This window comes from Micromonospora sp. WMMA1976, from assembly GCF_027497335.1.
Taxonomy (GTDB): domain Bacteria; phylum Actinomycetota; class Actinomycetes; order Mycobacteriales; family Micromonosporaceae; genus Micromonospora; species Micromonospora aurantiaca.
On sequence record NZ_CP114912.1, the window covers coordinates 3,029,939 to 3,054,931 of the forward strand.

At 71.9% G+C, this 24,993-nt stretch carries 20 protein-coding genes; 8 read left to right on the forward strand and 12 right to left on the reverse strand.

Annotation, left to right across the window (positions count from 1 at the left end):
- Nucleotides 1–32: 32 nt before the first annotated feature.
- Genes O7546_RS13980 through O7546_RS14005 form a run of 6 tightly spaced genes read left to right on the forward strand, consistent with a single transcriptional unit; the run spans nucleotide 33 to nucleotide 7,254 of the window.
- Nucleotides 33–1,571: an ABC transporter substrate-binding protein gene (locus tag O7546_RS13980; RefSeq protein WP_194802485.1), complete on the forward strand. Its 1,539-nt coding sequence runs from the start codon at nucleotides 33–35 to the stop codon at nucleotides 1,569–1,571.
- Nucleotides 1,571–2,515 (forward strand): ABC transporter permease, encoded by a 945-nt coding sequence (locus tag O7546_RS13985; protein WP_269696946.1) that lies wholly within the window; start codon nucleotides 1,571–1,573, stop codon nucleotides 2,513–2,515. The genes O7546_RS13980 and O7546_RS13985 overlap by 1 nt, the downstream gene beginning before the upstream one ends.
- Nucleotides 2,512–3,393 carry an ABC transporter permease gene (locus tag O7546_RS13990; protein ID WP_269696947.1) on the forward strand — a complete coding sequence of 294 codons (882 nt, stop codon included), beginning with the start codon at nucleotides 2,512–2,514 and terminating at the stop codon, nucleotides 3,391–3,393. Before O7546_RS13985 ends, O7546_RS13990 begins: the two co-directional genes overlap by 4 nt.
- Before the next feature lie 35 nt (nucleotides 3,394–3,428).
- Nucleotides 3,429–4,424, forward strand: coding sequence for an ABC transporter ATP-binding protein (locus tag O7546_RS13995; RefSeq protein WP_281601158.1), 996 nt, complete (start codon nucleotides 3,429–3,431; stop codon nucleotides 4,422–4,424).
- Nucleotides 4,421–5,455 (forward strand): ABC transporter ATP-binding protein, encoded by a 1,035-nt coding sequence (locus O7546_RS14000; RefSeq protein ID WP_281601055.1) that lies wholly within the window; start codon nucleotides 4,421–4,423, stop codon nucleotides 5,453–5,455. The genes O7546_RS13995 and O7546_RS14000 overlap by 4 nt, the downstream gene beginning before the upstream one ends.
- An 11-nt stretch (nucleotides 5,456–5,466) precedes the next feature.
- On the forward strand, nucleotides 5,467–7,254 hold the full coding sequence (locus O7546_RS14005) for a gamma-glutamyltransferase family protein (RefSeq protein ID WP_281601056.1): 1,788 nt from the start codon (nucleotides 5,467–5,469) through the stop codon (nucleotides 7,252–7,254).
- A gap of 44 nt (nucleotides 7,255–7,298) precedes the next feature.
- Here O7546_RS14005 and O7546_RS14010 read toward each other — a convergent pair whose 3' ends face one another.
- Together O7546_RS14010 and sthA are read right to left on the reverse strand one after the other, a co-directional pair.
- Nucleotides 7,299–8,378 carry an IS110 family transposase gene (locus O7546_RS14010; protein WP_194802082.1) on the reverse strand — a complete coding sequence of 360 codons (1,080 nt, stop codon included), beginning with the start codon at nucleotides 8,376–8,378 and terminating at the stop codon, nucleotides 7,299–7,301.
- Between the two features lie 391 nt (nucleotides 8,379–8,769).
- Nucleotides 8,770–10,173 (reverse strand): Si-specific NAD(P)(+) transhydrogenase, encoded by a 1,404-nt coding sequence (gene sthA, locus O7546_RS14015; protein ID WP_194802489.1) that lies wholly within the window; start codon nucleotides 10,171–10,173, stop codon nucleotides 8,770–8,772.
- An 82-nt stretch (nucleotides 10,174–10,255) separates the two neighbouring features.
- Between sthA and O7546_RS14020 the strand changes: the two genes are divergently transcribed.
- Nucleotides 10,256–11,734: a M1 family metallopeptidase gene (locus O7546_RS14020; protein WP_281601057.1), complete on the forward strand. Its 1,479-nt coding sequence runs from the start codon at nucleotides 10,256–10,258 to the stop codon at nucleotides 11,732–11,734.
- Nucleotides 11,735–11,778: 44 nt separating this feature from the next.
- Here the strand turns inward: O7546_RS14020 and O7546_RS14025 are convergent, their stop codons facing one another.
- Complete coding sequence (locus O7546_RS14025; RefSeq protein WP_281601058.1) at nucleotides 11,779–13,140, reverse strand: glycosyl hydrolase family 18 protein; 1,362 nt, start codon at nucleotides 13,138–13,140, stop codon at nucleotides 11,779–11,781.
- A gap of 142 nt (nucleotides 13,141–13,282) precedes the next feature.
- On the opposite strand from O7546_RS14025, the gene O7546_RS14030 reads away from it, so the two are divergent.
- On the forward strand, nucleotides 13,283–14,527 hold the full coding sequence (locus tag O7546_RS14030) for an ROK family transcriptional regulator (RefSeq protein ID WP_269696952.1): 1,245 nt from the start codon (nucleotides 13,283–13,285) through the stop codon (nucleotides 14,525–14,527).
- A gap of 25 nt (nucleotides 14,528–14,552) precedes the next feature.
- Here the strand turns inward: O7546_RS14030 and O7546_RS14035 are convergent, their stop codons facing one another.
- The 9 genes from O7546_RS14035 to O7546_RS14075 form a co-directional block, all read right to left on the reverse strand.
- Nucleotides 14,553–15,965: a GH1 family beta-glucosidase gene (locus O7546_RS14035; RefSeq protein WP_194802493.1), complete on the reverse strand. Its 1,413-nt coding sequence runs from the start codon at nucleotides 15,963–15,965 to the stop codon at nucleotides 14,553–14,555.
- Nucleotides 15,966–16,004: 39 nt separating this feature from the next.
- Nucleotides 16,005–17,012, reverse strand: coding sequence for an ABC transporter ATP-binding protein (locus O7546_RS14040; protein WP_194802494.1), 1,008 nt, complete (start codon nucleotides 17,010–17,012; stop codon nucleotides 16,005–16,007).
- Entirely contained in the window at nucleotides 17,009–18,055 is a 1,047-nt protein-coding gene (locus O7546_RS14045; RefSeq protein WP_194802495.1) for an ABC transporter permease, read from the reverse strand. Before O7546_RS14045 ends, O7546_RS14040 begins: the two co-directional genes overlap by 4 nt.
- Nucleotides 18,056–18,058: 3 nt before the next feature.
- The gene (locus tag O7546_RS14050; protein WP_269696953.1) at nucleotides 18,059–19,036 is read right to left on the reverse strand and encodes an ABC transporter permease; all 978 of its coding nucleotides are present in this window, start codon (nucleotides 19,034–19,036) and stop codon (nucleotides 18,059–18,061) included.
- The gene (locus O7546_RS14055; protein WP_269696954.1) at nucleotides 19,033–20,121 is read right to left on the reverse strand and encodes an ABC transporter ATP-binding protein; all 1,089 of its coding nucleotides are present in this window, start codon (nucleotides 20,119–20,121) and stop codon (nucleotides 19,033–19,035) included. Before O7546_RS14055 ends, O7546_RS14050 begins: the two co-directional genes overlap by 4 nt.
- Before the next feature lie 87 nt (nucleotides 20,122–20,208).
- Nucleotides 20,209–21,885: an ABC transporter substrate-binding protein gene (locus O7546_RS14060; RefSeq protein WP_269696955.1), complete on the reverse strand. Its 1,677-nt coding sequence runs from the start codon at nucleotides 21,883–21,885 to the stop codon at nucleotides 20,209–20,211.
- A 117-nt stretch (nucleotides 21,886–22,002) separates the two neighbouring features.
- Entirely contained in the window at nucleotides 22,003–23,004 is a 1,002-nt protein-coding gene (locus tag O7546_RS14065) for a LacI family DNA-binding transcriptional regulator (RefSeq protein ID WP_194802499.1), read from the reverse strand.
- A gap of 228 nt (nucleotides 23,005–23,232) precedes the next feature.
- Nucleotides 23,233–23,955, reverse strand: a complete 723-nt coding sequence (locus tag O7546_RS14070) for an FkbM family methyltransferase (RefSeq protein WP_269698098.1) — start codon at nucleotides 23,953–23,955, stop codon at nucleotides 23,233–23,235.
- Between the two features lie 650 nt (nucleotides 23,956–24,605).
- Nucleotides 24,606–24,986, reverse strand: coding sequence for a YccF domain-containing protein (locus tag O7546_RS14075; protein WP_175438877.1), 381 nt, complete (start codon nucleotides 24,984–24,986; stop codon nucleotides 24,606–24,608).
- Between the last annotated feature and the right edge of the window lie 7 nt (nucleotides 24,987–24,993).

Sequence of the window (24,993 nt, forward strand, 5' to 3'; positions counted from 1 at the left end):
TTCTTTTGTCCGGGAAGTGGCTAGGGGGGCCTGTGTCCAGGAAGAAGCTCGGCGTGCTCGGCGCCGCACTCACACTGACCGTCGGCGTCCTGTCCGGATGCACCGGCGGCGAGGCGGTCGACGTCGGCGGCGGGGGGAACGCCGGCGGCTCCGGTGGAGTTCTCAACGCCGCGATCGGCGGCGAACCCGACCAGCTCGACCCGCACAAGACCTCGGCCTACTACAGCTTCCAGGTGCTGGAGAACGTCTACGACACGCTCGTCGAGCCGGACGCCGACCTGAAGATGGTGCCGTCGCTGGCGACGAAGTGGACCACCAGCGACGACCAGCTCACCTGGACGTTCACGCTGCGCGAGGGCGTCACGTTCTCCGACGGGTCGCCGCTGACCTCCGAGGACGTCGTCTACTCGTACGAGCGGATCATCAAGGAGAAGCTGAACAACGCGTACAAGTTCGCCACCGTCAAGTCGGTCACCGGGCCCGACCCGGCCACAGTGGTGGTGACGCTCAGCGCGCCCACGCCGAACCTGCTCGCCAACCTCGGCGGCTTCAAGGGCGTGGCGATCGTGGAGAAGTCAAACGTCGAGTCCGGCAAGGTCAAGACCGCGCCGGTCGGCAGTGGCCCGTTCAAGGTGGCCGGCTACACCTCCGGTGACAGCGTCAAGCTGGTGCGCAACGACTCGTACTGGGGGGACAAGCCGAAGCTGGACGGCGTCACGTTCACCTTCGTCAAGGACCCGACGGTGGCGCTGCAGAACCTGCGCAGCGGCCAGGTCCAGTGGACCGACAACCTGCCGCCCCAGCAGGTGAAGTCGTTGCAGGACGGCGACGACCCGGTGGTGAAGTCGGCGGCCTCTACCGACTACTGGTACGTGGCGCTCAACGAGGCCCGCAAGCCGTTCGACAACCCCGAGGTGCGGCGCGCCGTCGGGTACGCGCTGGACCGCGAGGCGATCACCAAGGCCGCGAAGTTCGGGTTGGCCACCGTCAACCAGACCGCCATCCCGAAGGCCAGCGCGTTCTACTACGACTACGCGCCCTACAGCCACGACCCGGGCAAGGCGAAGCAGATGCTCGGCCAGGCCGGCGTGAGCAACCTGACCATGGATCTGATGGTCACCAGCGAGTATCCGGAGACGGTCACCGCCGCGCAGGTCATCGCCGCGCAGCTCAAGGACGTCGGCATCACCGTCAAGATCCGTACGCTGGACTTCGCCCAGTGGCTGGACGAGCAGGCGAAGGGCAACTTCGACGGGTTCATGCTCGGCTGGCTCGGCAACATCGACCCGGACGAGTTCTACTACGCCCAGCACCACAGCGGCGGCACGTTCAACTTCCACAAGTACAAGAACCCGGCGGTCGACAAGCTGCTGGACGACGCGCGCACCCAGACCGACCAGGGCGCCCGCAAGCAGGCGTACGAGCAGGCGGCGAAGCAGATCGTCGACGACGCCAGCTACCTCTACCTCTACAACCCGGACGTGGTGCAGGGCTGGTCGAAGAAGGTCTCCGGCTACGAGGTGCGCACCGATCGGGCGATCCGGTTCCGGTCGGTCGCCCTGGCGAAGTGATGGCCCGCTTCGTCCTGCGGCGGGTCCTCCAGTCGGCGGTCGTGCTGGTCGGCGTGACCCTTGTGGTCTTCCTGCTGCTGCAACTGGTGCCGGGCGACCCGGTCCGGGTGGCGCTCGGCACCCGGTTCGACCCGCAGACGTACGATGCGCTGCGGGAACGGGCCGGCCTCGACCAGCCGCTGCCGGTGCAGTACGTCAGCTACCTCGGGCACGCGCTCACCGGTGACCTGGGGGTCAGCTTCCGCACCGGCCAGCCGGTGAGCCAGATCGTGCTGGAACGGCTGCCCGCCACGCTGTCGCTCGCCGTCACCGCCGTGGTGTTCGCGCTGCTCGTCGCGTTTCCGCTGGGCATCGTCGCGGCGGTACGCAGCGGCTCCGCCGTCGACCACGCCGCCCGCGTGTTCAGCCAGTTCGGCGTCTCCGTGCCGGACTTCTGGATGGGCATCATGGGCATCCTGCTGTTCGCCGGGGTGCTCGGCTGGCTGCCCCCGTCCGGCTATGTGGCGCTGACCGACGACCCCGGCCGGTGGGCCACCCACGTGGCGCTGCCGGCGGTCACCGTCGGCCTGGTCACCGCGTCGATCCTCACCCGGTTCATCCGCTCCTCCGTGCTGGAGGTGCTCTCCGCCGACTACGTGCGGACCGCCGAGGCGAAGGGGCTGCGCAACCGGGTGGTGATCATGCGGCACGTGCTGCGCAACGCGCTCATCCCGGTGGTCACCGTGGTCGCGGTGCAGCTCGCCAGCCTGCTCGGCGGCGTCATCGTGATCGAGGTGCTGTTCGCCTGGCCCGGTATCGGCCGGCTCACCTTCGACGCCGTGCAGGCCCGCGACTATCCCGTCCTGCAGGGCGCGGTGCTGCTCGTCGCGGCGCTGTTCCTGCTTGTCAACCTGCTGGTGGACATCCTCTACGCCCGCCTCGACCCGAGGATCACGGTCAAGTGAGCGCCACGACCGAGAGCACCGGACGCCGCGTCCTGGACGCGCTGCGCCGCGACCCGCTCGCCGTCGGCGGCACGATCGTGCTCGTGCTGCTCGTCGTGGTCGGCGTGGCCGGCCCGTGGCTCGCCCCGGCCGGCGTCAACGACGTCGACGTGGACCAGATGCTGCGACCGCCCAGCGGCGCGCACCCGTTCGGCACCGACGAGCTGGGCCGCGACGTGCTCAGCCGGGTGCTCGTCGCCGCCCGCGTGTCACTTCAGGTCGGCGCCGTCAGCGTCGGCATCGCGCTGGTCGCCGGCGTGACGCTCGGGCTGTTCGCCGGCTACTACCGGGGCTGGCTGGACAGCGTGCTCATGCGCTGCATGGACGTGCTGTTCGCGTTCCCGGTGCTGCTGCTGGCGGTCGCCATCGTGGCGGTGCTCGGCCCCGGCCTGCTCACCGCGATGGTCGCCATCGGCGTGGTCTACACACCCATCTTCGCCCGGATCACCCGCGCCGGCGTGCTCTCCGTACGCGAGCAGGTGTTCGTCCGGGCCGCCGTCTCCATCGGCGCGTCCGACCTGCGCATCATGCGCCGGCACGTGCTGCCGAACATCGCCGCGCCGCTGATCGTGCAGACGTCGCTGTCGCTGGCGTTCGCGATCCTCTCGGAGGCCGCGCTGTCCTTCCTCGGCCTCGGCATCCAGCCGCCCGCGCCGGCCTGGGGCCGGATGCTGTTCGACGGGCGCGGTTTCGTCACCGACGCGTGGTGGCTGGGTGTGTTCCCGGGCGCGGCGATCTTCCTCACCGTGCTGGCGTTCAACCTGGTCGGCGACGCGCTGCGCGACGTGCTCGACCCGCGCCAGCTCACCCTGGGCGAGGCCCGCAGGAGCACCGCATGAGCGAGCGCACCGAGCGGAGCGAGGGCCACGAGCGAATGCCCAGCCAGCGCAGCACGACCCTTTCGACAGTACTGTCCGTTGAGGACCTCACCGTGACCGTCGGCACCCGACGCGGCCCGGTCCGTGCCGTCGCCGGGGTGTCCTGGCAGGTGCGGCAGGGGGAGACGTTCGCACTGGTCGGCGAGTCCGGAAGCGGCAAGAGCATGACCCTGCTCGCCGCCACCGGCCTCGCGCCGCGCGCCGCCACGGTCACCGGCCGGGTGCGGCTGCTCGACACGGAACTGACCGCGCTGCCCGACGACCGCCGTCGCAAGGTCCGCGGCCGGCACGTCGGGTTCGTCTTCCAGGATCCGATGACCTCGCTCAACCCGGTGCTGCCGGTGGGGCGGCAGGTCACCGAGGCGGCCGAGGAGCACCTCGGCCTGACCCGGCGCGCCGCCCGCGACCGGGCGGTGGAGCTGCTGGAACTGGTGGGTATCCCGTCGGCCGCCCAGCGGGTCGACGCGTACCCGCACCAGTTCTCCGGCGGCATGCGCCAGCGTGTCGCCATCGCGATGGCGCTCGCCTGCGAGCCGGACCTGCTGATCGCCGACGAGCCGACCACAGCGCTCGACGTCACCACGCAGGCGCAGATCATCGAACTGGTCGCCGACCTGCAGGCACGGCTGGGCACCGCAGTCGTCTGGGTCACCCACGACCTGGGCGTGGTCGCCGGTATCGCGGACACCGTCGCAGTCATGTACGGCGGACGGATCGTCGAGCAGGGCCCCGTCGACGCGGTGTTCGACACGCCCACGCACCCGTACACCCGGGCGCTGCTGGCGGCCCGGCCGGACCCGTCCCGCCGCGGCGAGGACCTGGTGGCCATTCCCGGGTCGCCGCCGAGCCCGCTGGACCTGCCCCCCGGCTGCGCGTTCTGGCCGCGCTGCCCGGTCCGCGCCGATCCCCGCTGCGAGCACGAGCTGCCCCCGCTGACGCCGGTCGGCGACGGGCACACGGTCCGCACCTTCTACCGTGGAGAGGCCGGATGAGCGCCACCCCGGACGTGGTCGCCGAGCTGGACGACCTGAAGGTGCACTTCCCGACCTCGACCGGCACGGTCCGCGCGGTCGACGGCGTCAGTCTCGCCGTACGCCGGGGCGAGACGCTCGGGCTCGTCGGGGAGTCGGGCAGCGGCAAGTCCACAGCCGGTCTGGCGCTGCTGCGGCTCGTCGATCCGACCGGCGGACGGGTCCGGGTGGCGGGCGAGGACGTGACCCGCTGGTCACGCCGCCGCCTGCGCGCGACGCGCCGCCGCGTGGCGATGGTCTTCCAGGATCCGCAGGCGTCCCTCGACCCACGCCGGACGGTCGGTGACAGCATCGCCGAGCCGCTGGTCGTGCACCGGCTCGCCGCGTCCGCCGCCGCCCGGCGGGCCCGGGTCGCGGAGCTGCTGGACCTGGTCGGCCTGCGCGCCGACACCGCCGGCCGCTATCCGCACGAGCTGTCCGGCGGCCAGCGCCAGCGCGTCGGTGTGGCCCGGGCCCTGGCCGGGGAGCCGGACCTGATCGTCCTGGACGAGCCGATCGCCTCGCTGGACCTGAGCGTGCAGGCGCAGATCATGAACCTGCTCCGGCACCTGCAACGCGACCTCGGGCTGACCTACCTGTTCATCGCGCACGACCTGGCCGCCGTCGAGCACATGAGCGACCGGATCGCGGTGATGTACCTGGGCCGCATCGTCGAGACCGGCCCACCGGAGCGGATCTACCGGCACCCGGCCCACCCCTACACGGCGGCGCTGCTGTCCGCGGTGCCGGTAGCAGACCCCCGCGTCGAGCGGGAGCGCCGCCGGATCGTGCTCACCGGCGACATCCCCAGCCCGGTGGACCCGCCGAGCGGTTGCCGCTTCCGTACCCGATGCCCCCAGGCCCGACCCGCGTGCGCCGAGACCGATCCGACGCTCGCCGAGGTCGGCCCCGGCCACCACGCGGCGTGCCTGTTCCCGCTCGACGCCGAGCGCGACGGCGGCCCGGGGGAGGAGGGCGCGACGACCCGCGCGGACGCCGCCGGCACCGCGTAGGCTCACCGCCGATGACGTTCACCACCCGGCCGACGCTGCGCGGCACGTTCGGCATGGTCTCGTCCACGCACTGGCTGGCCAGCCAGTCCGCGATGGGTGTGCTGGAACGCGGCGGCAACGCCTTCGACGCCGCTGTCGCCGCCGGGTTCGTGCTGCACGTCGTGGAGCCGCACCTCAACGGCCCGGCCGGGGAGGTGCCCGCGATCCTCGCCACCGCGACCGACCCCACCCCGCGGGTGCTCTGCGGCCAGGGCCCCGCGCCGGCGGCCGCCACTGTGGCGCACTTCCGGTCGCTCGGCCTTGACCTCGTGCCGGGCGCCGGCCCGCTCGCCGCCGTCGTGCCGGGCGCCGTCGACGCCTGGCTGTTGCTGCTGCGCGACCACGGCACCCGCACGCTCGCCGAGGTGCTGGAACCGGCGATCGGCTACGCCGCCGCCGGCCACCCGCTGGTCGGCGCCGCCGGGCAGACCGTCGCGCGGGTCCGGTCGCTGTTCACCGACCACTGGCCGACCTCCGCGCGCCTCTGGCTCCGCGACGGCCGCCCACCAGCGCCGGGGGAGATGGTCACCAACCCGGCGTACGCGGACACGCTGCGCCGCCTCGTCCACGCGGGACGGGCCGCCGGTCCGGACCGCGAGGCGCAGATCGAGGCGGCCCGGCGCGCCTGGCGGGAGGGCTTCGTCGCCGAGGCGATCGACGCGTTCAGCCGGCTGCCGTTCCGTGACTCCAGCGGCCGCGCGCACGCCGGGCTGGTCACCGGCGACGACCTGGCCGGATGGTCGGCCACCTGGGAGGAACCGGTCACGCTGGACTGGCACGGGCACACGATCGCCAAGACCGGCTTCTGGGGCCAGGGCCCGGTGCTGCTCCAGACGCTCTCGATCCTGGACGCGCTCGACGACCCGGCCGTCTACGATCCGTCCAGCCTGCACGGCATCCACGCGCAGGCCGAGGCGCTGAAGCTCGCGTTCGCCGACCGCGAGGCGTGGTACGGCGACACCGACGTGCCGGGCCCAGCGCTGCTGTCGACGGAGTATGCCCGTGCGCGGGCCGGGCTGGTCGGTGACCGGGCGTCGGCCGGGTTGCGCCCCGGCAGCCCGGCGGGTGAGCCGCCCCGACTTCCGTCTCACCTGCACGCCGACGTGCGTCGCGGGGCCGTGCCGCAGGACCCGAGCACCGGCGAACCCACGGTCCGGGCCGACGGCGTGACCCGCGGCGACACCTGCCACGTCGACGTGGTGGACCGGTGGGGCAACATCATCTCCGCCACGCCCAGCGGCGGCTGGCTGCAGAGCTCGCCCACCATTCCGGAGCTGGGCTTCCCGCTCGGCAGCCGGTTGCAGATGTGCTGGCTGGAGGAGGGGCTCGCCTCGACGCTGCGGCCGGGGCGGCGCCCGCGTACCACGCTCAGCCCGACTCTCGTGCTCCGCGACGGCGAGCCGGTGATGGCCTGCGGCACGCCCGGCGGTGACCAACAGGACCAGTGGCAGCTGCTGTTCCTGCTGCGGCACCTGGCCGGCGGGCAGGAGTTGCAGGAGGCCATCGACGCCCCGACGTGGCACACCACGAGCTTTCCGGCGTCGTTCTATCCGCGCGAGGTCGAGCCGGGCGTGCTGGTGCTGGAGGACCGCATCGACCCGGATGTGCTGTCCGGCCTGCGCGCCCGCGGCCACACCGTCCGCCTGTCCGACCCGTGGAGCCTGGGCCGCATGTGCGCGGTGACCCGCGACCCGCGTACCGGGGTCCTGTCCGCCGCGGCCAATCCCCGAGGCGCCCAGGGCTACGCCACAGGCCGCTGACCCCCGCCCCGCCCCCTCTCCCCGTCGATCTGTGAGTGGGGTTGTCAAGTGGTGCGGTGGTGGTTGGTGATGGTGCGGTAGATCTGTCGGGCGATGTAGCGCTTGAGGCAGCGGGTGATTTCTTTGGTGGTGCGGCCTTCGGTGCGGCGGCGGGTGATGTAGTCGCGGGTTTCGGGGTGGATGCGGCGGCGGGTGAGGGCGATGGTGTGTAGGGCGCTGTTGAGGGTTCTGTCGCCGCCGCGGTTGAGGCGGTGTCGGTTGGTGCGGCCGCTGGCCACGGGGATGGGGGCGGTGCCGGCGAGGGTGGCGTAGGCGGCTTCTGATCGGACGCGGCCGGGGTGGGACCAGGCGGTGAGGGCGATCGCGGCGGTGACGGGTCCGATGCCGGGTTGGTCGAGCAGGGGTGGGCACAGTTCGGTGACGAGGGTGCGTAGGCGTTGGTGGTTGTCGGCGAGGGTGGCGTCGAGGGTCTGGATGTGCCGGGCGAGGGTGGTCAGTTCGCGGCGGCGGGTGTGTTCCTCGCAGGGCAGGTCGGTGTGCTCGGGTAGGTCGAGGGCGGCCAGGCGGGCGATCTGGGTGGTGGTGGATAGTCCGCGTAGCGCCTCGCGCAGGGTGTCGTCGGCGGTCAGGATCAACGCTTTGACCAGGTTGACTGCTGCGGTGCGGGCATCGGTGTGGTGTCGGCGGCAGATCAGCAGCAGACGCAGTGCCTCGCGTGGTCCGTCGCTTCGGGGCACGGCGATGCGCTCAGCGGGCAGGGCAAGCACCGTATGGGCGGCGGCGACCGCATCCAGGTGGTCGGACTTGCCGCCCCGACGACGGGACGCGGCGGGGGGTTTGGGTGCCTCGCAGACCGCTTCACCGGCAGCGTCCAGCACCCGGCACAGCCCTTGCCCGTGCGATCGGGTGCCTTCCACCGCCCACAACCGGCGCCCCTGCGGTGGGGTGTGCGCGACGGCGAAGGTCAGCAACCGGGCCAACCCGTCCGGGTCGGTGGGCACGGTGACCTGCGCCAACACGGCGCCGAGACGGTCGACCACGGCGGCGGTGTGCGTGTCGGTGTGGGTGTCGACCCCTACCACCACGTCGTAGCGATCCGCGACTCGCTCTACGATCCTTGTCATCTCGGATTGTTGCTCCTTTGCCAGCGACGACCGGGACAGTCGGCGTCGGCTCGGGAAGCAGTCACCTCGGCGGCAGATCTGTGATGGGCCACGTGTGCTCGCACGGGCAGGCTTCTGATCAGGCCAGCAGGGTGGGCCGGGCCGGCGCCGACGATCACCCGGGGACAGGTCTTGCACAAGGCACACCCACACCACGGGCAGCCGGATCAACGGAGAGTCACCCGAGTGATCACCAACGCCGAACCCTAACGGCAACCAGCCGAACCGATCACCACACACATAGAAGCGTCTTGCACTTGCTGCCCAGGCATAGCCGGCATAACGGGCGCGAACTGGGCTCAAAGTGCAAGATCAACGAAGGTGGGGCGGGACGGGCGGGGCGGGGGCGGGATCAGGTGTCGATGCGGGTGATGTTGCGGATCTTGTTGGCGGCGTCGAGGGCGGCCACCTTGTACGCCTCCGCAAGCGTCGGGTAGTTGAAGACGGCGTCGAGCAGGTAGTCGACGGTGCCGCCGCAGCCCATCACGGCCTGCCCGATGTGGACGATCTCGGTGGCGCCGGTGCCGAACACGTGCACCCCGAGCAGCCGCCCGTCCTCGGGTGAGACCAGCAGCTTCAGCATCCCGTACGAGTCACCGACGATCTGGCCCCGGGCCAGCTCCCGGTAGCGGGCGATGCCCACCTCGAACGGGACGGACGCCTCCGTCAGCTCCTCCTCGGTCTTCCCGACGAAGCTGATCTCCGGGATGGTGTAGATGCCGATCGGCTGCAGGTCCGACATGCCGCGCGCCGGTTCCCCGCAGGCGTGCTGGGCGGCCAGCCGGCCCTGTTCCATCGAGGTGGAGGCCAGCGCGGGGAAGCCGATCACGTCGCCGACGGCGTAGATGTTCTCGACGGTGGTGCGGTAGTCGGCGTCGACGGTGATCCGGCCCCTGTGGTCGGCGGTGAGCCCGGCCGCCTCCAGCGCGAGGTCGTCGGTCTGCCCCTGCCGGCCGGCGGAGTACATCACCGTGTCGGCGGCGATCTTCTTGCCGCTGCGCAGGACGCAGAGCGCGGCGCTGCGGTGCTTCTCCACGGCGGCCACCTCCTCGCCGAAGCGGAAGGTCACCGACAGGTCCCGCAGGTGGTACTTCAGGGATTCGACGATCTCCTCGTCGCAGAAGTCCAGCATCCGCGGGCGGCGCTCGACCACTGTCACCTTGGTGCCGAGCGCGGCGAACAGGGACGCGTACTCCATGCCGATCACCCCGGCGCCGACGACGACCATGCTGCGCGGGACGGCCTGGAGGTTGATGACGCCGTCGGAGTCGACGATCGTGCGGTCGTCGAAGTCGACGCTGTCCGGGCGGGCCGGGCGGGTGCCGGCGGCGATGACCGCCTTGTCGAAGCTGACCCGGGTCTCCCGGCCAGAACCGGCGTCGACCCAGACGGAGTGGGCGTCGGCGAACCGGCCGGTGCCGGTGATCAGCGAGACCTTGTTGCGGGCCAGCTGGTTGCGGATGACGTCGGTCTGCCGGGTGATCACGTGCTGGGTGCGGGCGGCCAGGTCGGCGACGGTGATGTCCTCCTTGACCCGGTAGCTGCTGCCGTAGAGGTCGCGCTGGCTCAGCCCGGTCAGGTAGAGGACGGCTTCGCGCAACGTCTTGGACGGCACGGTGCCGGTGTTTATGCACACCCCGCCGAGCATGTCGCGGCGGTCCACGATCGCGACGCGGCGGCCCAGCTTCGCCGCGGCGATCGCCGCCTTCTGTCCACTCGGTCCGGAGCCCAGCACCAGCAGGTCGTAGTCATACACGAGCGCCAGCCTCGCAGGGTCTCGCAACCTGTGCCAGCCGAGACGCCCCCACGAAGATCGAAAACTGCCGTAGGGTGCGCTGATGCGCCGCCCCGTAACCCTGATCATGGTCCTCGGACCGCTGCTCGTCGCCGGGTGCACCACCGCTCCCGCCGCCCCGGCCGCGACCCCCTCCGCCTCCACTCCGCCGAGCCCGGCCGCGCCCGCCGTCGACTACGCCGCCTGGCAGGCGGGGCGGTCGACGCCGGTGGCCGACCCGGTCTATCCGGCCCGGGGCACCGATGCGCTGGACGTCCTGCACTACGACCTCGCGCTGGAGTGGGCGCCGTCGACCACCACCCTCACCGGCACCGCCACGCTGCGGATCCGGCCGGTGAAGGACTCGCCGAACCTGGTTCTCGACTTCATGCCCTACCAGCTCGACAGCGTCACGATGAATGGCGCGACGGTTCCGAGCGTGGTGGCGAAGGAGAAGCTGACCGTGTCCGCCCCGGTGGTGGCGGACGAGCCGGTGACCCTGGTGGTCACCTACCACGGCCGGCCGAAGACGACCCCGATGCCGTCGCGCCGCAAGGACACCGAGGCCCTGGGTCTCACCGTCACCAAGGAGGGCGGCCTCTGGACCATGCAGGAGCCGTTCGGGGCGTTCACCTGGTATCCGGCGAACGACCAGCCGTCGGACGAGGCCCTCTACGACATCAAGGTGACAGTGCCGGCAGGCTGGTCCGCAATCGCCGGCGGCACGCCCGCCGGTCAGTCCGGCACCACGTTCAGCTACCGGAGCACCGACCCGGTCGCGACCTACCTGACCACGCTCGCGGTGGGGAAGTACCAGAAGCTGACCGCGGCGGGGCCGCGCGGCGTGCCGCTGGCCTACTGGTACCGCAAGGGCGCGGACGACAAGCTGCTGCCGTACCTGAAGAAGTCCCCGCAGTACCTGGCCTGGCTGGAGAAGAAGTTCGGCCCGTACCCGTTCCCCTCCGGCGGCGTCGTGGTGGTGGACTCGGCGTCGGGCATGGAGACCCAGCAGATGATCACGATGGGCCGGAAGATCGAGAACACCGCGGCCCGCCGGGACCGCTGGGGCAGCGACCTGCTGCACGAGTACGCCCACCAGTGGTTCGGCAACTCGGTCACGCCCACCACCTGGCGTGACCTGTGGCTCAACGAGGGCTGGGCGACGTACATCCAGGATCTGTACACCAAGGAGACGCTGAAGCTCAGCGAGGCCAGCCTGGACCGGTACCTGCGCGAGGGTGACGCCGCGCTGCGCAAGAAGCTGGGCCCGCCCGGCCGGCCCGACCCGAAGCGGTTCGCCGAGGGCAACGTCTACCTGTGCCCGGCGGCGATGCTGCGCGAGATCCACCGGACGGTCGGCGACAAGGCGTTCTTCGCGCTGGCCCGCGCCTGGGTCCAGGAGCAGCGCAACACGCCGCAGGACCGGGCCTCGTTCATCGCCTTCGTCAACAAGCAGACCGGCCGGGACTTCACCGCGCTGATCAACGCCTGGCTGGACTCGCCGACCACACCGAAGAAGATCACCCCGAAGAAGATCGCCTGACCCGGCGCGGGGCCCCGCCCGTCCGGCGGGCCCCGCGGCGCGTCTCAGCGGCCCTGGAGCGAGCGGACGTTGTCGGCGAACGTCCAGCCCTTCGACCCGTCCCAGTTGACCGACCAGGTCATCAGGCCCTTGAGGCGTCCCTGGTAGGTGTTCCACGCCTGGGCCACCAGCGCCGGGCTCAGGTAGCCGCCGCCGGCGCCGACCTGCGCGGGCAGCCCGGGGACCTGCCGGTCGAGCGGTACGCGGATGGTGGTGCCCTGCACGACCAGGCCGGTGTCGAGGCAGTTGGTCTGCGCGACGAAACCGGCGACGGTGCCGGCCGGGTACGAGTCACCGGCGCAGCCGTACATCGAGCCGTTGTAGTACTGCATGTTCAGCCACCACAGCCGCCCGTTGTCGGCGTACTTCTTGACGATCGGCAGGTACGCGCCCCAGATCGAGCCGTAGGTGACGCTGCCTCCGGTGACGTACGCGGTCTCCGGCGCCATGGTGAGCCCGAAGCCGGCCGGCATCTGGGCCAGCACCCCGTCGATGATCCGGATCAGGTTGGCCTGCGAGGGGGAGAGCTGGTTGATGTTCCCGCTGCCGGTCAGGCCGGTCTCGATGTCGATGTCGATGCCGTCGAAGTTGTGCCGCTTGAGGATCGGCACCACTGTGGCGACGAACCGGTCGGCGACCGCGCTGGAGCTGAGGTCGATGCCGGCGGTGGCGCCGCCGATGGACAGCAGCACGGTGAGCCCGGCGGCCTTGGCCTGGCACACCTGCGCGGGGGTGGGCACCTTGACGCCGGCGTCCATGCCGTTCTCCCAGAGCACTGTGCCGTCGGCGCGGATGACCGGGAACGCGGCGGTCACCACGTTGTAGCCGTGGCCGGTGATCCGGGAGTCGGTGATCGGGATCCAGCCGAGGCCGGGGTGCACGCCGTTCGCGGCGCCGTCCCAGTTCTCCCAGTAGCCCTGGAGCACCTTGCCGGTCGGCCGGGACCGCAGCGCGCAGGTGTCACCACCGGGCGTCGTCGGAGTCGGGGACGCAGTCGGCGTGGGGGAGACCGTCGGGGAGGCGGAGGCGGACGGGGAGGGCGACGGCGGCCGGGTGGTGGGGCTCGGCGACGGCGTGCCGCCGGTGCAGGCGCCGAGGTCGGTCCAGAGTGCCGGTACGGCAGCCGGGGTCCAGCCCGCGCCGGTCGGCGGGGTGTGCGTGACGAGCGCCTGGTAGAGCCGGCCGCCGTAGGTCACCCGGCTGCCGGCGGTCCAGGTGACGCCCTCGGCCCAGGCCGGCGCGTCACAGGCGACGAGCGCGCCGACGGTGCCGGTCGGTGTGGCGGCGGTGGCGGGCAGGGCGGCGGCGGTGGCGGCGAGCAGCGCGACGCCACCGAGCAGAGCGGTCATCCCACGTCCGAGTCGCATGACATACCTCCTCATCGATGCGCCGGAGGTTATCAGTTAACTTTGTTAAGTGTAAATGCGGCGTACCCTGTCACCACCCCGCTCAGGGCGTGACGCAGGAACGAAAGCCGCTCGCGGGCGGCCGGGAAGGACGGCGGCGGACGTGGACGCCAGACGCACCACGGTGCGCGACATGCGCCGGGCCAACAGGTCGGTCCTGCTGACCCGGATCTGGCTGGACGGCCCGCTCAGCCGGCACGAGCTGGGCCAGTCCACCGCACTGAGCCTGGCCAGCGTCAGCAACCTGGTCGGCGAGATGATCAACGAGGGCCTGGTCGAGGAGGCCGGCTCGGTCGAGTCCGACGGCGGCCGTCCCCGCGTGCTGCTGCGCGTCGCGCCCGGCTACGGCTACCTGGTCGGCGCCGACGTCGGCGAGACCCGCGTCCAGGTGGAGCTGTTCGACCTGAGCATGACCGCGCTGGCCAAGGCCGAGTACCCGATCGCCGCCGCCGACCCCGACCCCGAGCGGGTCGCCGCGCACCTGCGGCACGGCCTCGCCGCCGTCACCGAGCAGGCGGGCGTCGACCCGGCCGCGGTGCTCGGCTTCGGCGTCGCCGTCGCCGGAACGGTCGAGCGCGCCGCCGACGCCGTGGTGCACGCCCAGACGCTCGGCTGGGACGGCGTGCCGCTCGGCGCGATGCTGCGCGCCGGCACCGACGTACCGGTGCACGTGGACAACGGCGCGAAGACGCTCGGCCAGGCCGAGATGTGGTTCGGCGCCGGCCGCGGCGTCCGGCACGCGGTGGTCGCCCTGGTCGGCTCCGGCGTCGGCGCGAGCGTGGTCGCCGACGGCGTCGGCTACCGCGGCGCGCACAGCAGCGCCGGGGAGTGGGGCCACACCACCATCGTGTACGGGGGCCGCCGCTGCCGCTGCGGCAACCTCGGCTGCCTGGAGGCGTACGTGGGGGCGGAGGCGGTGCTGGACCGGTTCCGCCACGCCAACCGGGGCCGCCCGGCACCGGGCGCGGACGAGGAGACCGCCTTCGGTGAGCTGCTGCGCTCCACCGGCAGCACCGCCGCGAAGGTGATCGACGAGACGGTCGGCTACCTGGGCGCCGGGGTGGCGAACCTGGTCAACCTGTTCAACCCGGAGCGGGTGGTGCTCGGCGGCTGGGCCGGGCTGGCTCTGGGCGAACGGCACCTGCCCGCGATCCGCGCGGCCACCGCGCGGCACGCGCTGCGGCAGCCGTACGCGCAGACCTCGATCGAACTGTGCCGGCTCGGACCGGACGCGGTCGCGATGGGCGCGGCCACCCTGCCGATGACCCGGCTGCTGCGCGACGGCGGCGTGCCCCGCGACCCGGCCGCCCGCCCGGGCCCGGCGTGGGGGCCGGGCCGCCGTCACTGACCGGGCCCGGCCCCACGCGGCGGCGTCAGCGCCGCCCGCGGACCCGCCGCACGGTGTCCCGGTACCACAGCGCGCTGCGCTTGGGGGTGCGGCGCTGCGTGTCGTAGTCGACCCGGACGATGCCGAACCGCTTGTCGTAGCCGTACGCCCACTCGAAGTTGTCAAGCAGCGACCAGGCGAAGTAGCCGCGCACGTCGGCGCCGGCCACCCGGGCCCGGGCCACCGCCCGCAGGTGCTCGGTGAGGAAGCCGACCCGGTCGTCGTCGTTCACGAATCCGTCGGCGTCCGGCTCGTCGTCGAACGCGGCGCCGTTCTCGGTGATCACCATCGGGGTGCCCGGGTAGTCGCGGTGCAGCCGCACCAGCAGGTCGGTGAAGGACTCCGGCACGATCTCCCAGTCCATCGCGGTACGCGGCAGGTCGCGGCGGACCACCCGGCGCACCGGCCTGCCGTCGTCGTCGCGGTCCCGGCCCTGCTCGTCCACGCCGGAGTGCAGCTGCCCGAAGTAGTAGTTGACCCCGAGCACGTCGATCGGGGTGGCGATGACGTCCAGGTCGCCCTCCTCGACGGGGATGCGTACCCCCTCGGCGGCCAGGTCCGCGATCACGTCCTGCGGGTACTCCCCGCGCAGCACCGGGTCGAGGTAGAGCCGGTTGGCCAGCCCGTCGGCGGCCCGCGCCGCGTCCCGGTCCGCCGCGCTGTCGGTGGCCGGGTCGGCGGTGGACAGGTTCAGCGTCAGGCCCAGCTCGATCGGGGACCGGGCCGCCTCCCGCAGCCGCCGCGTGGCCAGCCCGTGCCCGAGCAGCAGGTGGTGCGCCGCGGCGATGCCGTCGCCAAGGTTCCGCCGGCCGGGGGCGTGGTCGCCGTAGGCGTACCCGAGCATCGCCGAGCACCACGGCTCGTTGAGCGTGGTCCAGGTGCGGACCCGGTCGCCGAGCGCGGCGAAGACCAGCTCCGCGTAGTCGGCGAACCGGTACGCGGTGTCCCGGTTCGGCCAGCCGCCCGCGTCCTCGAGCTCCTGCGGCAGGTCCCAGTGGTAGAGCGTCACCCACGGCTCGACGCCCCGGCCGAGCAGCTCGTCCACCAGCCGGTCGTAGAAGGCCAGCCCGGCCACGTTCGCCGGACCGCGCCCGCCCGGCTGCACCCGCGGCCAGGCCACCGAGAACCGGTACGTGTCCAGTCCCAGGTCCGCGATGAGCGCGACGTCCTGCGGCATCCGGTGGTAGTGGTCGCACGCCACGTCGCCGTTGTCGCCGTTCGCCACCGCGCCCGGCACCCGGCAGAACGTGTCCCAGATGGACGGGGTGCGGCCGTCGGAGGCCACCGCGCCCTCGATCTGGTATGACGACGTCGCCACCCCCCACCGGAAGGTCGGCGGCAGCGTGTCGATCGGGTCCGCGCCGGCGACCGGCGACGGGCGGGTGAGATCGGTGTCCATGGTTCTCCTCGCGGGTAGCGGGTGGTGGTGTCGGGCGGGTCAGCGGGACAGGGGCGCGACGGCCGGGTGCAGCCGGCACGCGACGGCCCGCGCCGGGTCGTCGACGCGCGGGGCGCCGAGCACCGGCACCTGCTCGTCGCACCCGTCGAACGCCTTCGGGCAGCGGGGATGGAACGCGCAGCCGGACGGCATGGCGCGCAGGTCCGGCGGGGAGCCGGGGATGCCGGTCAGTTCGCGGCGCGGTCCGTGCAGCGCCGGGAACGAGTGCAGCAACCCCTCGGTGTACGGGTGCAGCGGTTCGGCGTACAGCCGGGCGGCGGGCGCCTCCTCGACGATCCGGCCGCCGTACATGATCGCGATCCGGTCGGAGAACTCGACAAGCAGCGACAGGTCGTGGGTGATGAACAGGACCGCGAAGCCGAGGCGTTCGCGCAGCTCGGCGAGCTGGCCGAGGATCTGCCGCTGCATCACCACGTCCAGCGCGGTGGTCGGCTCGTCCATGATGACCACCTGCGGTTCCAGCGCCAGCGCCATCGCGATCATGACCCGTTGCCGCATGCCGCCGGAGAGCTGGTGCGGGTAGCTGTCCAGCCGGTCGGCGGAGATGCCGACCAGGCGCAGCAGATCCTTCGCGCGGGCCAGCCGTCCCGCCGCCGTGCTCTTCGGCTCGTGTGCCCGGATCACGTCGAGCAGCTGGGTGGAGACCTTGTGGACCGGGTTGAGCGAGTTCATCGCGCCCTGGAACACGATCGACGTCTCGGCCCAGCGGAACTCGCGCAGCTTCGCCGGGCTGAGCGTGAGCACGTCGACCGGCGGGCCGTCGGCGGGGTGGTAGATCACCTGGCCGCCGCTGACCACGCCGGGCGGGGGCAGCAGCCGGGTCAGCCCGTACGCGAGCGTGGACTTGCCGCTGCCGCTCTCCCCGGCCAGGCCGAGCACCTCGCCGCGGTGCAGCGTCAGGTCGACGTCGCGGACCGCGCGGACCGCGTCCGCACCGACGCCGTAGTCGACGCACAGCCCGCGGATCTCCAGCACCTGGTCGCTCATGCGCTCGCGTCCTCTCCGATGGGGTCCGCCGTCCGCTGCATCGGGACCGGCGCCGGGTTCGGTGCGAGCACCGGGGTGAATCCGACGCGCATCGCGACGGTGCGGCCGTCGGCGGTACGGATCCGGGTCCGGCCGCCGGTGCGCAGCCGCGGGCTGACGAACTCGTCGATGCCGAAGTTGATCAGCGCGAGCGCGGTGCCGAGCAGCGCGATGGCCAGCCCGGCCGGGACGAACCACCACCAGGCGCCCTGCGCCAGGGCCTGCTGTCCCTGCGCCCAGAACAGGATCGTGCCCCAGTTCCACGACGACACCGACGAGACACCGATGAACGCCAGGGTGATCTCCGACATCACCGCGAAGATGACGGTGCCGACGAAGCCGGAGGCGATGATCGCGGTCAGGTTGGGCAGGATCTCGAAGCCGATGATCCGCCAGGTCCGCTCGCCGGTGGCCCGTGCCGCCTCGACGTAGTCGCGGCGGCGCAGCGACAGCGTCTGGGCGCGCAGCACCCGGGCGCCCCACGCCCACGACGTGAGGCCGATGATGAGCGCCACGAGCGTGTCGCTGGCCTGGTCGACCAGGGACGTGACGATGATGATCAGCGGCAGCGCCGGGATCACCAGGAACACGTTCGACACCGCCGACAGGCCCTCGTCGGCTGCGCCGCCCAGGTAGCCGGCGGTCACGCCGATGAGGACGGACAGGATCGTGGCGAGCACGCCGGCGGTCAGGCCCACCACCATCACGCTGCGCGCGCCGACCAGGATCTGGCTGAAGATGTCCTGCCCGAGGTGGGTGGTGCCGAACCAGTGCCGGGCCGAGGGCGCCTGGAGCACGTCGGCGCTGCGCGCGTCCGGGTCGTACGGCGCGATCCACGGCCCGATCACCGCCAGGAGCACGTAAACCCCGAGGACGGCGAGGCCGGTCGCGGCCTTGGCGTTTGCGACGAAGCGGAACCGGCGGCGGCGGGCCCGGGCCGACGGCTGCGCCATCGCTCCCTGGCCGGGGATGACCTGCTCGATGCTGGACGGGGAGAGTGTCATCGCTCAGCTCTTTCGGGTCCGCGGGTCGAGAAGCAGGTACGCCACGTCGGCGAGCAGGTTCGCCACCAGCACGGAGATCGTGATGATCAGGAAGATGCCCTGCATCAGCGGGTAGTCCTTCGATCCCACCGCCTGGAAGAGCTGGAACCCCAGCCCCGGGTACGAGAAGACGATCTCCACGAGCAGCGTGCCGCCGACGATGAAACCCAGCGACAGCGCGAACCCGGACACGTTGGGCAGCAGCGCGTTGCGGGCGGCGTAGCTCAGCGCCACCCGGCGTTCGGACAGCCCCTTGGCGTGCGCCACGGTGATGTAGTCCTCGCTGGCGACGGTCACCATCATGTTGCGCATGCTGAGGATCCAGCCGCTCATCGACGACACCAGGATGGTCGCCGCGGGCAGGATGCTGTGCTGGATCGCGCTCGGCACGAAGTACGCGTCGAACGCCGGCACCAGGCCCGGCTCGTAGCCGCCGGAGGAGGGGAAGAAGCTGCCCGGCCCGGCGAACAGGGCGATCGCGACCAGGCCCAGCCAGAAGTACGGGATCGAGGACAGGAACGTGGTGGCCGGCAGCAGCCCGTCGATCCACGAGCCGCGCCGCCAGCCGGCGCCGACGCCGAGCGCGGTGCCGAGCAGGAAGCTGACGATCGTGGTGACGCCGACCAGGCCGACGGTCCACGGCAGGCTGCTCCCGATCACCTCCGACACCGGGGCGGGGAAGAACGTGAACGACAGGCCCAGGTCGCCGCGCAGGAGCTGTCCCCAGTAGGCGACGTACTGCTCCCACAGCGAACGGTCGGAGTCCAGCCCGAACAGCACCCGCAGCGACGCGATCGCGTCGGCGCTGATCCGCCCCTGGTTGCGAGAGATCAGCGACTGCACCGGGTCGCCCGGCACCATCCGCGGGATGAAGAAGTTGAGCGTGATCGCCGCCCAGGCGGTGAACAGGTAGAAGGCCACCCGTTGCAGCAGGAACCTCATCGGGCCGCCTCCGTTCCGGCCTTTTGCGTCGCGACGGTCTCGGCGTCGAACAGCCAGCACGCGGCCCAGTGGCCGGGCGCGTCGTCAACCGGGATCGGCGGCGGCAGGTCGGTGGCGCAGCGCGGCATGGCCGCCGGGCAGCGCGGGTGGAACCGGCACCCGGCCGGCGGGCGGATCAGGCTGGGCGGCTCGCCGTGCCCCCGCTCGCCCGCCGCCGCGCCGTCGCCGCCCGCGCCGGTGATCCGCTCCGGGTCCGGCGCCGACTCGATCAGCAACCGGGTGTACGGGTGGGCCGGGCGCTGGGTGACCGTCTCGCTGTCGCCGCCCTCGACCATCCGCCCGGCGTACATGACGATCGTCTCGTCGGCGAAGTAGCGGGCCGAGGCGATGTCGTGGGTGATGTAGAGGATCGCCAGGTCGAGCCGGCCCTTGAGGTCCTGGAGCAGGTTGAGCACGCCGAGGCGGATCGACACGTCGAGCATCGACACCGGCTCGTCGGCGAGCAGCACCTCGGGGTCGGCGCCGAGCGCCCGCGCGATCGCGACGCGCTGGCGCTGCCCGCCGGACAGTTCGTGCGGGAACGCGTCCAGGTAGCGCTCCGGCGGGGTGAGCGCGACCCGGGTCAGCAGGTCGGCGAGCGCCTTCTCCAGCCCGTCCGGCCCGGTCCCGGCGTTGCCGTGGATGCGCAGCGACCGGGTCAGGTGGTAGCGGACCGTGTGCACCGGGTTCAGCGAGGCGAACGGGTCCTGCAGGATCAGCTGCACCCGGCGCACGTACGCCCGGAACCGGCGCCCGCCGCGTACCCGGATCGATTCGCCGTGCAGCCGGATGTCGCCGGCGGTGCGCGGGTAGAGCTGGGCCAGCAGCCGGGCCACTGTGGACTTGCCCGAGCCGGACTCGCCGACGAGCGCTGTCACCCGGCCACGCCGCAGCGCGATCGATACGTCGTCGACGGCGTGCACCACCGCCGGGGTGCGGGAGAGGAGGTCACGCAACCGCCGGCGGACGGGGAAGTGCTTGGTCAGGCCGACGGCCTCCAGCACCACCTCGTCGGCCGGCGCCGGTGCGCTCTCGGTCAACGTCATGCCGCATTCCTGTCTGGGGTTGCCGGTAGCGAGGGGCGAGTGCCGCCGGCCCGGCCGGGCGATCGTGGCCGGGCCGGCGGCACCGGGTCAGCCGTTGGCCGGCTCGAGGTGCAGCACCACGTCCACCGCGTTGGGCTGGGTGGGCTGGAGCGCGCCGTACGGGTTCGAGTCGTCCGGCCAGCCGGTCCAGTTCTTCGTGCTGTACGCGCCGCCGATGTTGTCCGCGCCGACCGGGATCATCGGCATCTGCTCGACGAAGATCTTCTGCAGGGTGGCCAGCGCGGTGGTGCGGGTGGCGTCGTCGGTGGCGTTGGCGTACGACACCAGCGCGTCGGTGGCCTCCTTGCTCTGGAACCGGCCGAAGTTACCCGCCGGGGAGGCGGTGCCGATCGGCTTGAGCACGCGGCCGTCCATGACGGTCCGGTAGATGTCGTACGGCGTGGCGCCGCTCTCGGTCCACCGGAACGTGGCCTCGAAGTTGCCCTGCTCGACGTTGCGGAACCAGGCGTCCTGGTTGGCCTTGTCGACGGTGGCCGCGATGCCGATCTTCGCCAGGTTCCCCTTCACGATCTCCAGGCTGGTCTGGTAGTCGGACCAGCCGGCCGGGTCGGTGAGGCGGATCGTCACCGGCTTGCCGCTGCGGTCCTTCAGCGTGGTGCCGTCCAGCTTGTAGCCGGCGCCGGTGAGCAGCGCCTTGGCGCCCTCGACGTCGACCTTGTGCTCCTGGCCCTTGTACTCGGGCGCGATGAACGAGTCACCGGCGGGGCTGGGCAGGCCGGTCACGCTCTTGACCTCGGGGTGGAAGTAGCCGGCCTCGGCGGTGGTGAAGATGTCCGCCCGGTCGATGACCATGTTCATCGCCTTACGCAGCGTCGGGTCGTCGAACGGCTTCTTCGTGGTGTTCAGGTAGAGGCCGTGGATGCCCAGCACCGGCGGCGCCCACATCTTGTGGTTCTTCTGGTCCTTCGCCACGAACACGGTCTGGTAGTTCGGGATGAAGACGAAGCTCCACTCCGACTCGCCGTTGGCGAGCGCGGTGGTCTGCGCGCTGTTGTCGGTGTACGACGTGTACCGCAGCTCCTTGACCTTCGGCGCGTCCTGCCAGTAGCCGCTGTCGCGTACCGCGAGCGTCATGCTCGCCGGGGTGAACGACTTCAGCGTGTACGGGCCGCTGCCGACGGGCTGCTTCACCGGGTCGGTGGCCGGGTCGGCGATCTTCTCCCACAGGTGCTTCGGCACGATCGGCACCCGCCACAGCACCTTCTGCTGGTTGACGAACTGCGGGCTGGCCATCGAGATGGTGACCTCGTTGCCGCTGGCCACGGCGTCGGTGTACGGCACGCCCTGGTCGTTGAGGGCCGGGAACTTCTTCACCAGGTTGTAGGTGAACGCGACGTCCTCGGCGGTGACCTTCTGCCCGTCGGACCAGGTGGCGTTCTCCCGGACGGTCACCTTGACCGTCTTGTAGTCCGACGACCACTCGGCCTTGGTGGCCAGCCACGGCTTGAACGGCTCGGCCGGCTTGACCGGGTTCCACATCATCAGCGGCTCGTAGATCTGCCACCGGTAGCCCAGCGACGCGGCGGCCGAGGTGGTGAGGAACGGGTTGTTGTTCTCCGCCTGCGGGCCGTTGGGCATGCCGACGTTCAGCACTGTCGCGGCCTGGCCGCTCTTCTTGTTCGCGTTCGGGCTGTCGCCGCAGGCGGCGGCGCCGGTGACCATCGCGCCGGCCAGCGCGAGGGCGAGGAGTTGCCGTCTTCTCATGGAGGTCTCCCTCGGTGGTCCCGCAGTCCTCGGGCGGGATGTGGTGGATGGAGGGTGTGCGGTGGTGCCACCGGCGGGCGGGCCCGCCGGCGTGGTCGCCGGTACGGCGGGGTGGGGTCAGGTGACGCGGGTCGAGTCGCGGGCGGTGAAGCCGGTCGGGATGACGGTCGGGGTGTCCGGCAGCGGGGTGCCGGTGAGGTGGCCGATGAGCAGGCGGGCCGCTGCCGTACCCATCTCCCGCAGCGGCTGGCGCACGGAGCTCAGCGGAGGGTGGGTGTGCCCGGCCAGCGGAAGGTCGTCGAAGCCGACCACCGCCACGTCCTGCGGGACGCGCCGCCCGGCGTCGCGCAGCGCCTGCAACGCCCCGGCCGCCGACAGGTCGTTGTGGGCGAAGACGGCGTCGAACGGTACGCCGTCGGCGAGCAGCCGCCGCACCGCCGCGCGCCCGCACTCGAAGGTGAAGTCGCCCTCCACCACCCGGTCCGGGTCGACCGGTACGCCCGCGTCGGCATAGGCGCCGGCGAACCCGGCGAGCCGTTCCCGGGTGCAGCCGAACCGGCGCAGGCCGGTGACGACGAGCGGCCGTCGCCGGCCGAGTGCCAGCAGGTGCGTGGCGGCGGCCCGTGCGCCCGCCTCGTTCGTGGTCCGCACCGACGGGAAGCCGGGCTGGTGGCCCCGGTCGTCGATGAGGATCACCGGCAGGCCGCGCCGGTGCAGCTCGGTGATGTAGTCGAGCGTCCCCTCGGGTTCGACCACGAGCAGGCCGTCGAACGACTTGGCCGAGACCTGGGAGGCGAACCGGCGCATCGACTCGTCGCCGTGGGTGCAGGTGAACAGCAGCATGCCGTAGCCGGCGGCCTCGACCACGTCGGCCGCGCCCTGGAGCACCTCGCCCATCCAGGGCCAGGTCAGCGCCGGGACCAGCATCCCGACCACCCGGGTACGGCCCCGGGCCAGCCCGACCGCGCGGGCGCTCGGCACGTATCCGAGGTCGCTGATCACGGCGCGGACCCGGTCGGCGGTGCGCATGTGCACCTCGCCCTTGCCGTTCAGCACCCGGGAGACCGTCGTCTTGCTCACCCCGGCGCGGGTGGCGACGTCGGCGATGGTGATCGGCACGTGACGCTCCCGGGTCGCAGGGATGAGCGGGGTGTTTCGGAACCGGTTGCGGAAGCGGTTCCGTGGCAGTCAACCCAAGTGGCGCGGCTCACGTCAATCACAGATGAGTAACGATGCACTGCTAAGTTCGAGCCTTGAAAAAAGTGCCCGGGCTGCTACTCCGCCGATCACGGCGATGAGCAGGGTCGATGCCTTGTTTCCTCGTCTAGGACTGTCCGAAATGGACGCTCAGGGACGGGCGTACACGTCCCCTGAGTTGGCCTCGTCCGGCAGCGTGCGCAGGTACGCGGCCACAGCGGCGGCCTGACGCCAGCCGGGTAGCGCGAATTCCATCTCGTCACCGATCGCCACGGTGAACCGGGTGAAGCCGAGCGCGGTGAGCCGGTCCAGGCAGCGCGCCGCCGCCACCCGCGCGATGGTGGTGAACTCGAACGACAACGCGGGGACCGGCCGGCTCAGCCCGGCCAGCACGGCGTCCTCGAAGCCCTCCACGTCGATCTTCACGAACGCCGGTACGCCGTACGCGGCCACGAGCGCGTCCAGCGTGGTGCCGGGCACCTCGATCTGCGCGTCCCAGGTCTCGCCCGCCCAGCCGGGCGCCCCGTCGGCGGCGCGGACGAACCCGGGGGAGGCGGTGGAGACCGTCGGGTTGGCCGAGTTCACGTGCAGTCGCACCGGCCCGGCGGTACGCCCGCACGCCGCCTCCACCACTGTCACGCCGTCGTCGCCCGCGTACATCTCGCGCAGCACCCGGGCGCACAGCGGCTGCGGCTCGACCGCCACCACGCGCGCACCGAGGCGGCGGAAGCTGCCCAGCCGGTCGCCCACGTGCGCGCCCACGTCGAAGACCAGGTCGCCGGCGCGGACCAGCGGGGCGTAGAACGCGTCGAGGGCGGCCTCGCGTGCCGGGTCGCCGTGGTAGAAGTCCAGCGACCGGCGCAGACCGGACATCGCCGGGTCCGCCTTGAGCGCCTCGATCACTCCGTCTCGCACCCCCTCGACGCTAGCCAGCGCCGCGCTGGTGCGAGCCGCATTCGCATCCTTCCCGCCGCCGACGTTGCGAGATCACCCCACCCTCCTAGGATGCTCCAGAGGTGGTGAGGCCGCTCGCACGGTTAGCAACGCCGATCGCCCGCCGCGAACGGGGAGCTGGCCGCTGCGGTGAGGTGCCGGTCTCGCGGCGGCTGGGCCCTCGTCGCGGTCGGGGGGCCCGCGAGATCTTGGTACGAAACGGCCCTCAGAGGGGCCACTTCGTACCGAGATCTCGATGCCGTCCCGCATCGCAGGACACGGATCCTGGTTGCCGAGATGCTCGCGAGTGGTCCTCGGCCGCGAACGTCACGTCGCCGCGCGACTGTGGTGTGAGTGGAACGCCGTGGGTGTCAAACAGGGCGGGAGACACCCATGGCGTTCCAGTGGCCGGCGAATTCCCCGTGGCTGGGAAGGGTGGACGGCCGGGGCAGGGGATCGGCGGGCCGATCCGTCAGCCGCGCCGACTGGCGGCGACACCGCCGCCTGCCTGCAACTGGCGGTCGGCCCTTCGGCCGTGCCGGCCTATGCTGGTCAGTCGGCACGGTGAGGCGGGCGGCCCGACGGTGCGGTTACGGCGTTTCGACGACCTCCTGGCCGAGTGGCCACAGCGCCGCCGGGACCAGCTTGAAGTTCGCCACCCCGAAGGGGATGCCGATGATCGTCACGCAGAGCGCGATGCCGGCGAGGATGTGCGACAGGGCCAGCCACCAGCCGGCCAGCACCAGCCAGAGCACGTTCGCCAGTCCGGAGGGGAGCCCGGCACCCGGCTTCGACACGAGGGTGCGGCCGAACGGCCACAGCGAGTACGAGGCGAGCCGCAGCGAGGCGACGCCGAACGGGATGGTGACGACGAGGACGAAGCAGATCAGGGCGGCGATGCCGTAGCCGAGGGCCAGGACGAAGCCGCCGCCGAAGACGAGCCACAGGAGGTTCAGCAGAAAGCGGATCACCACTACA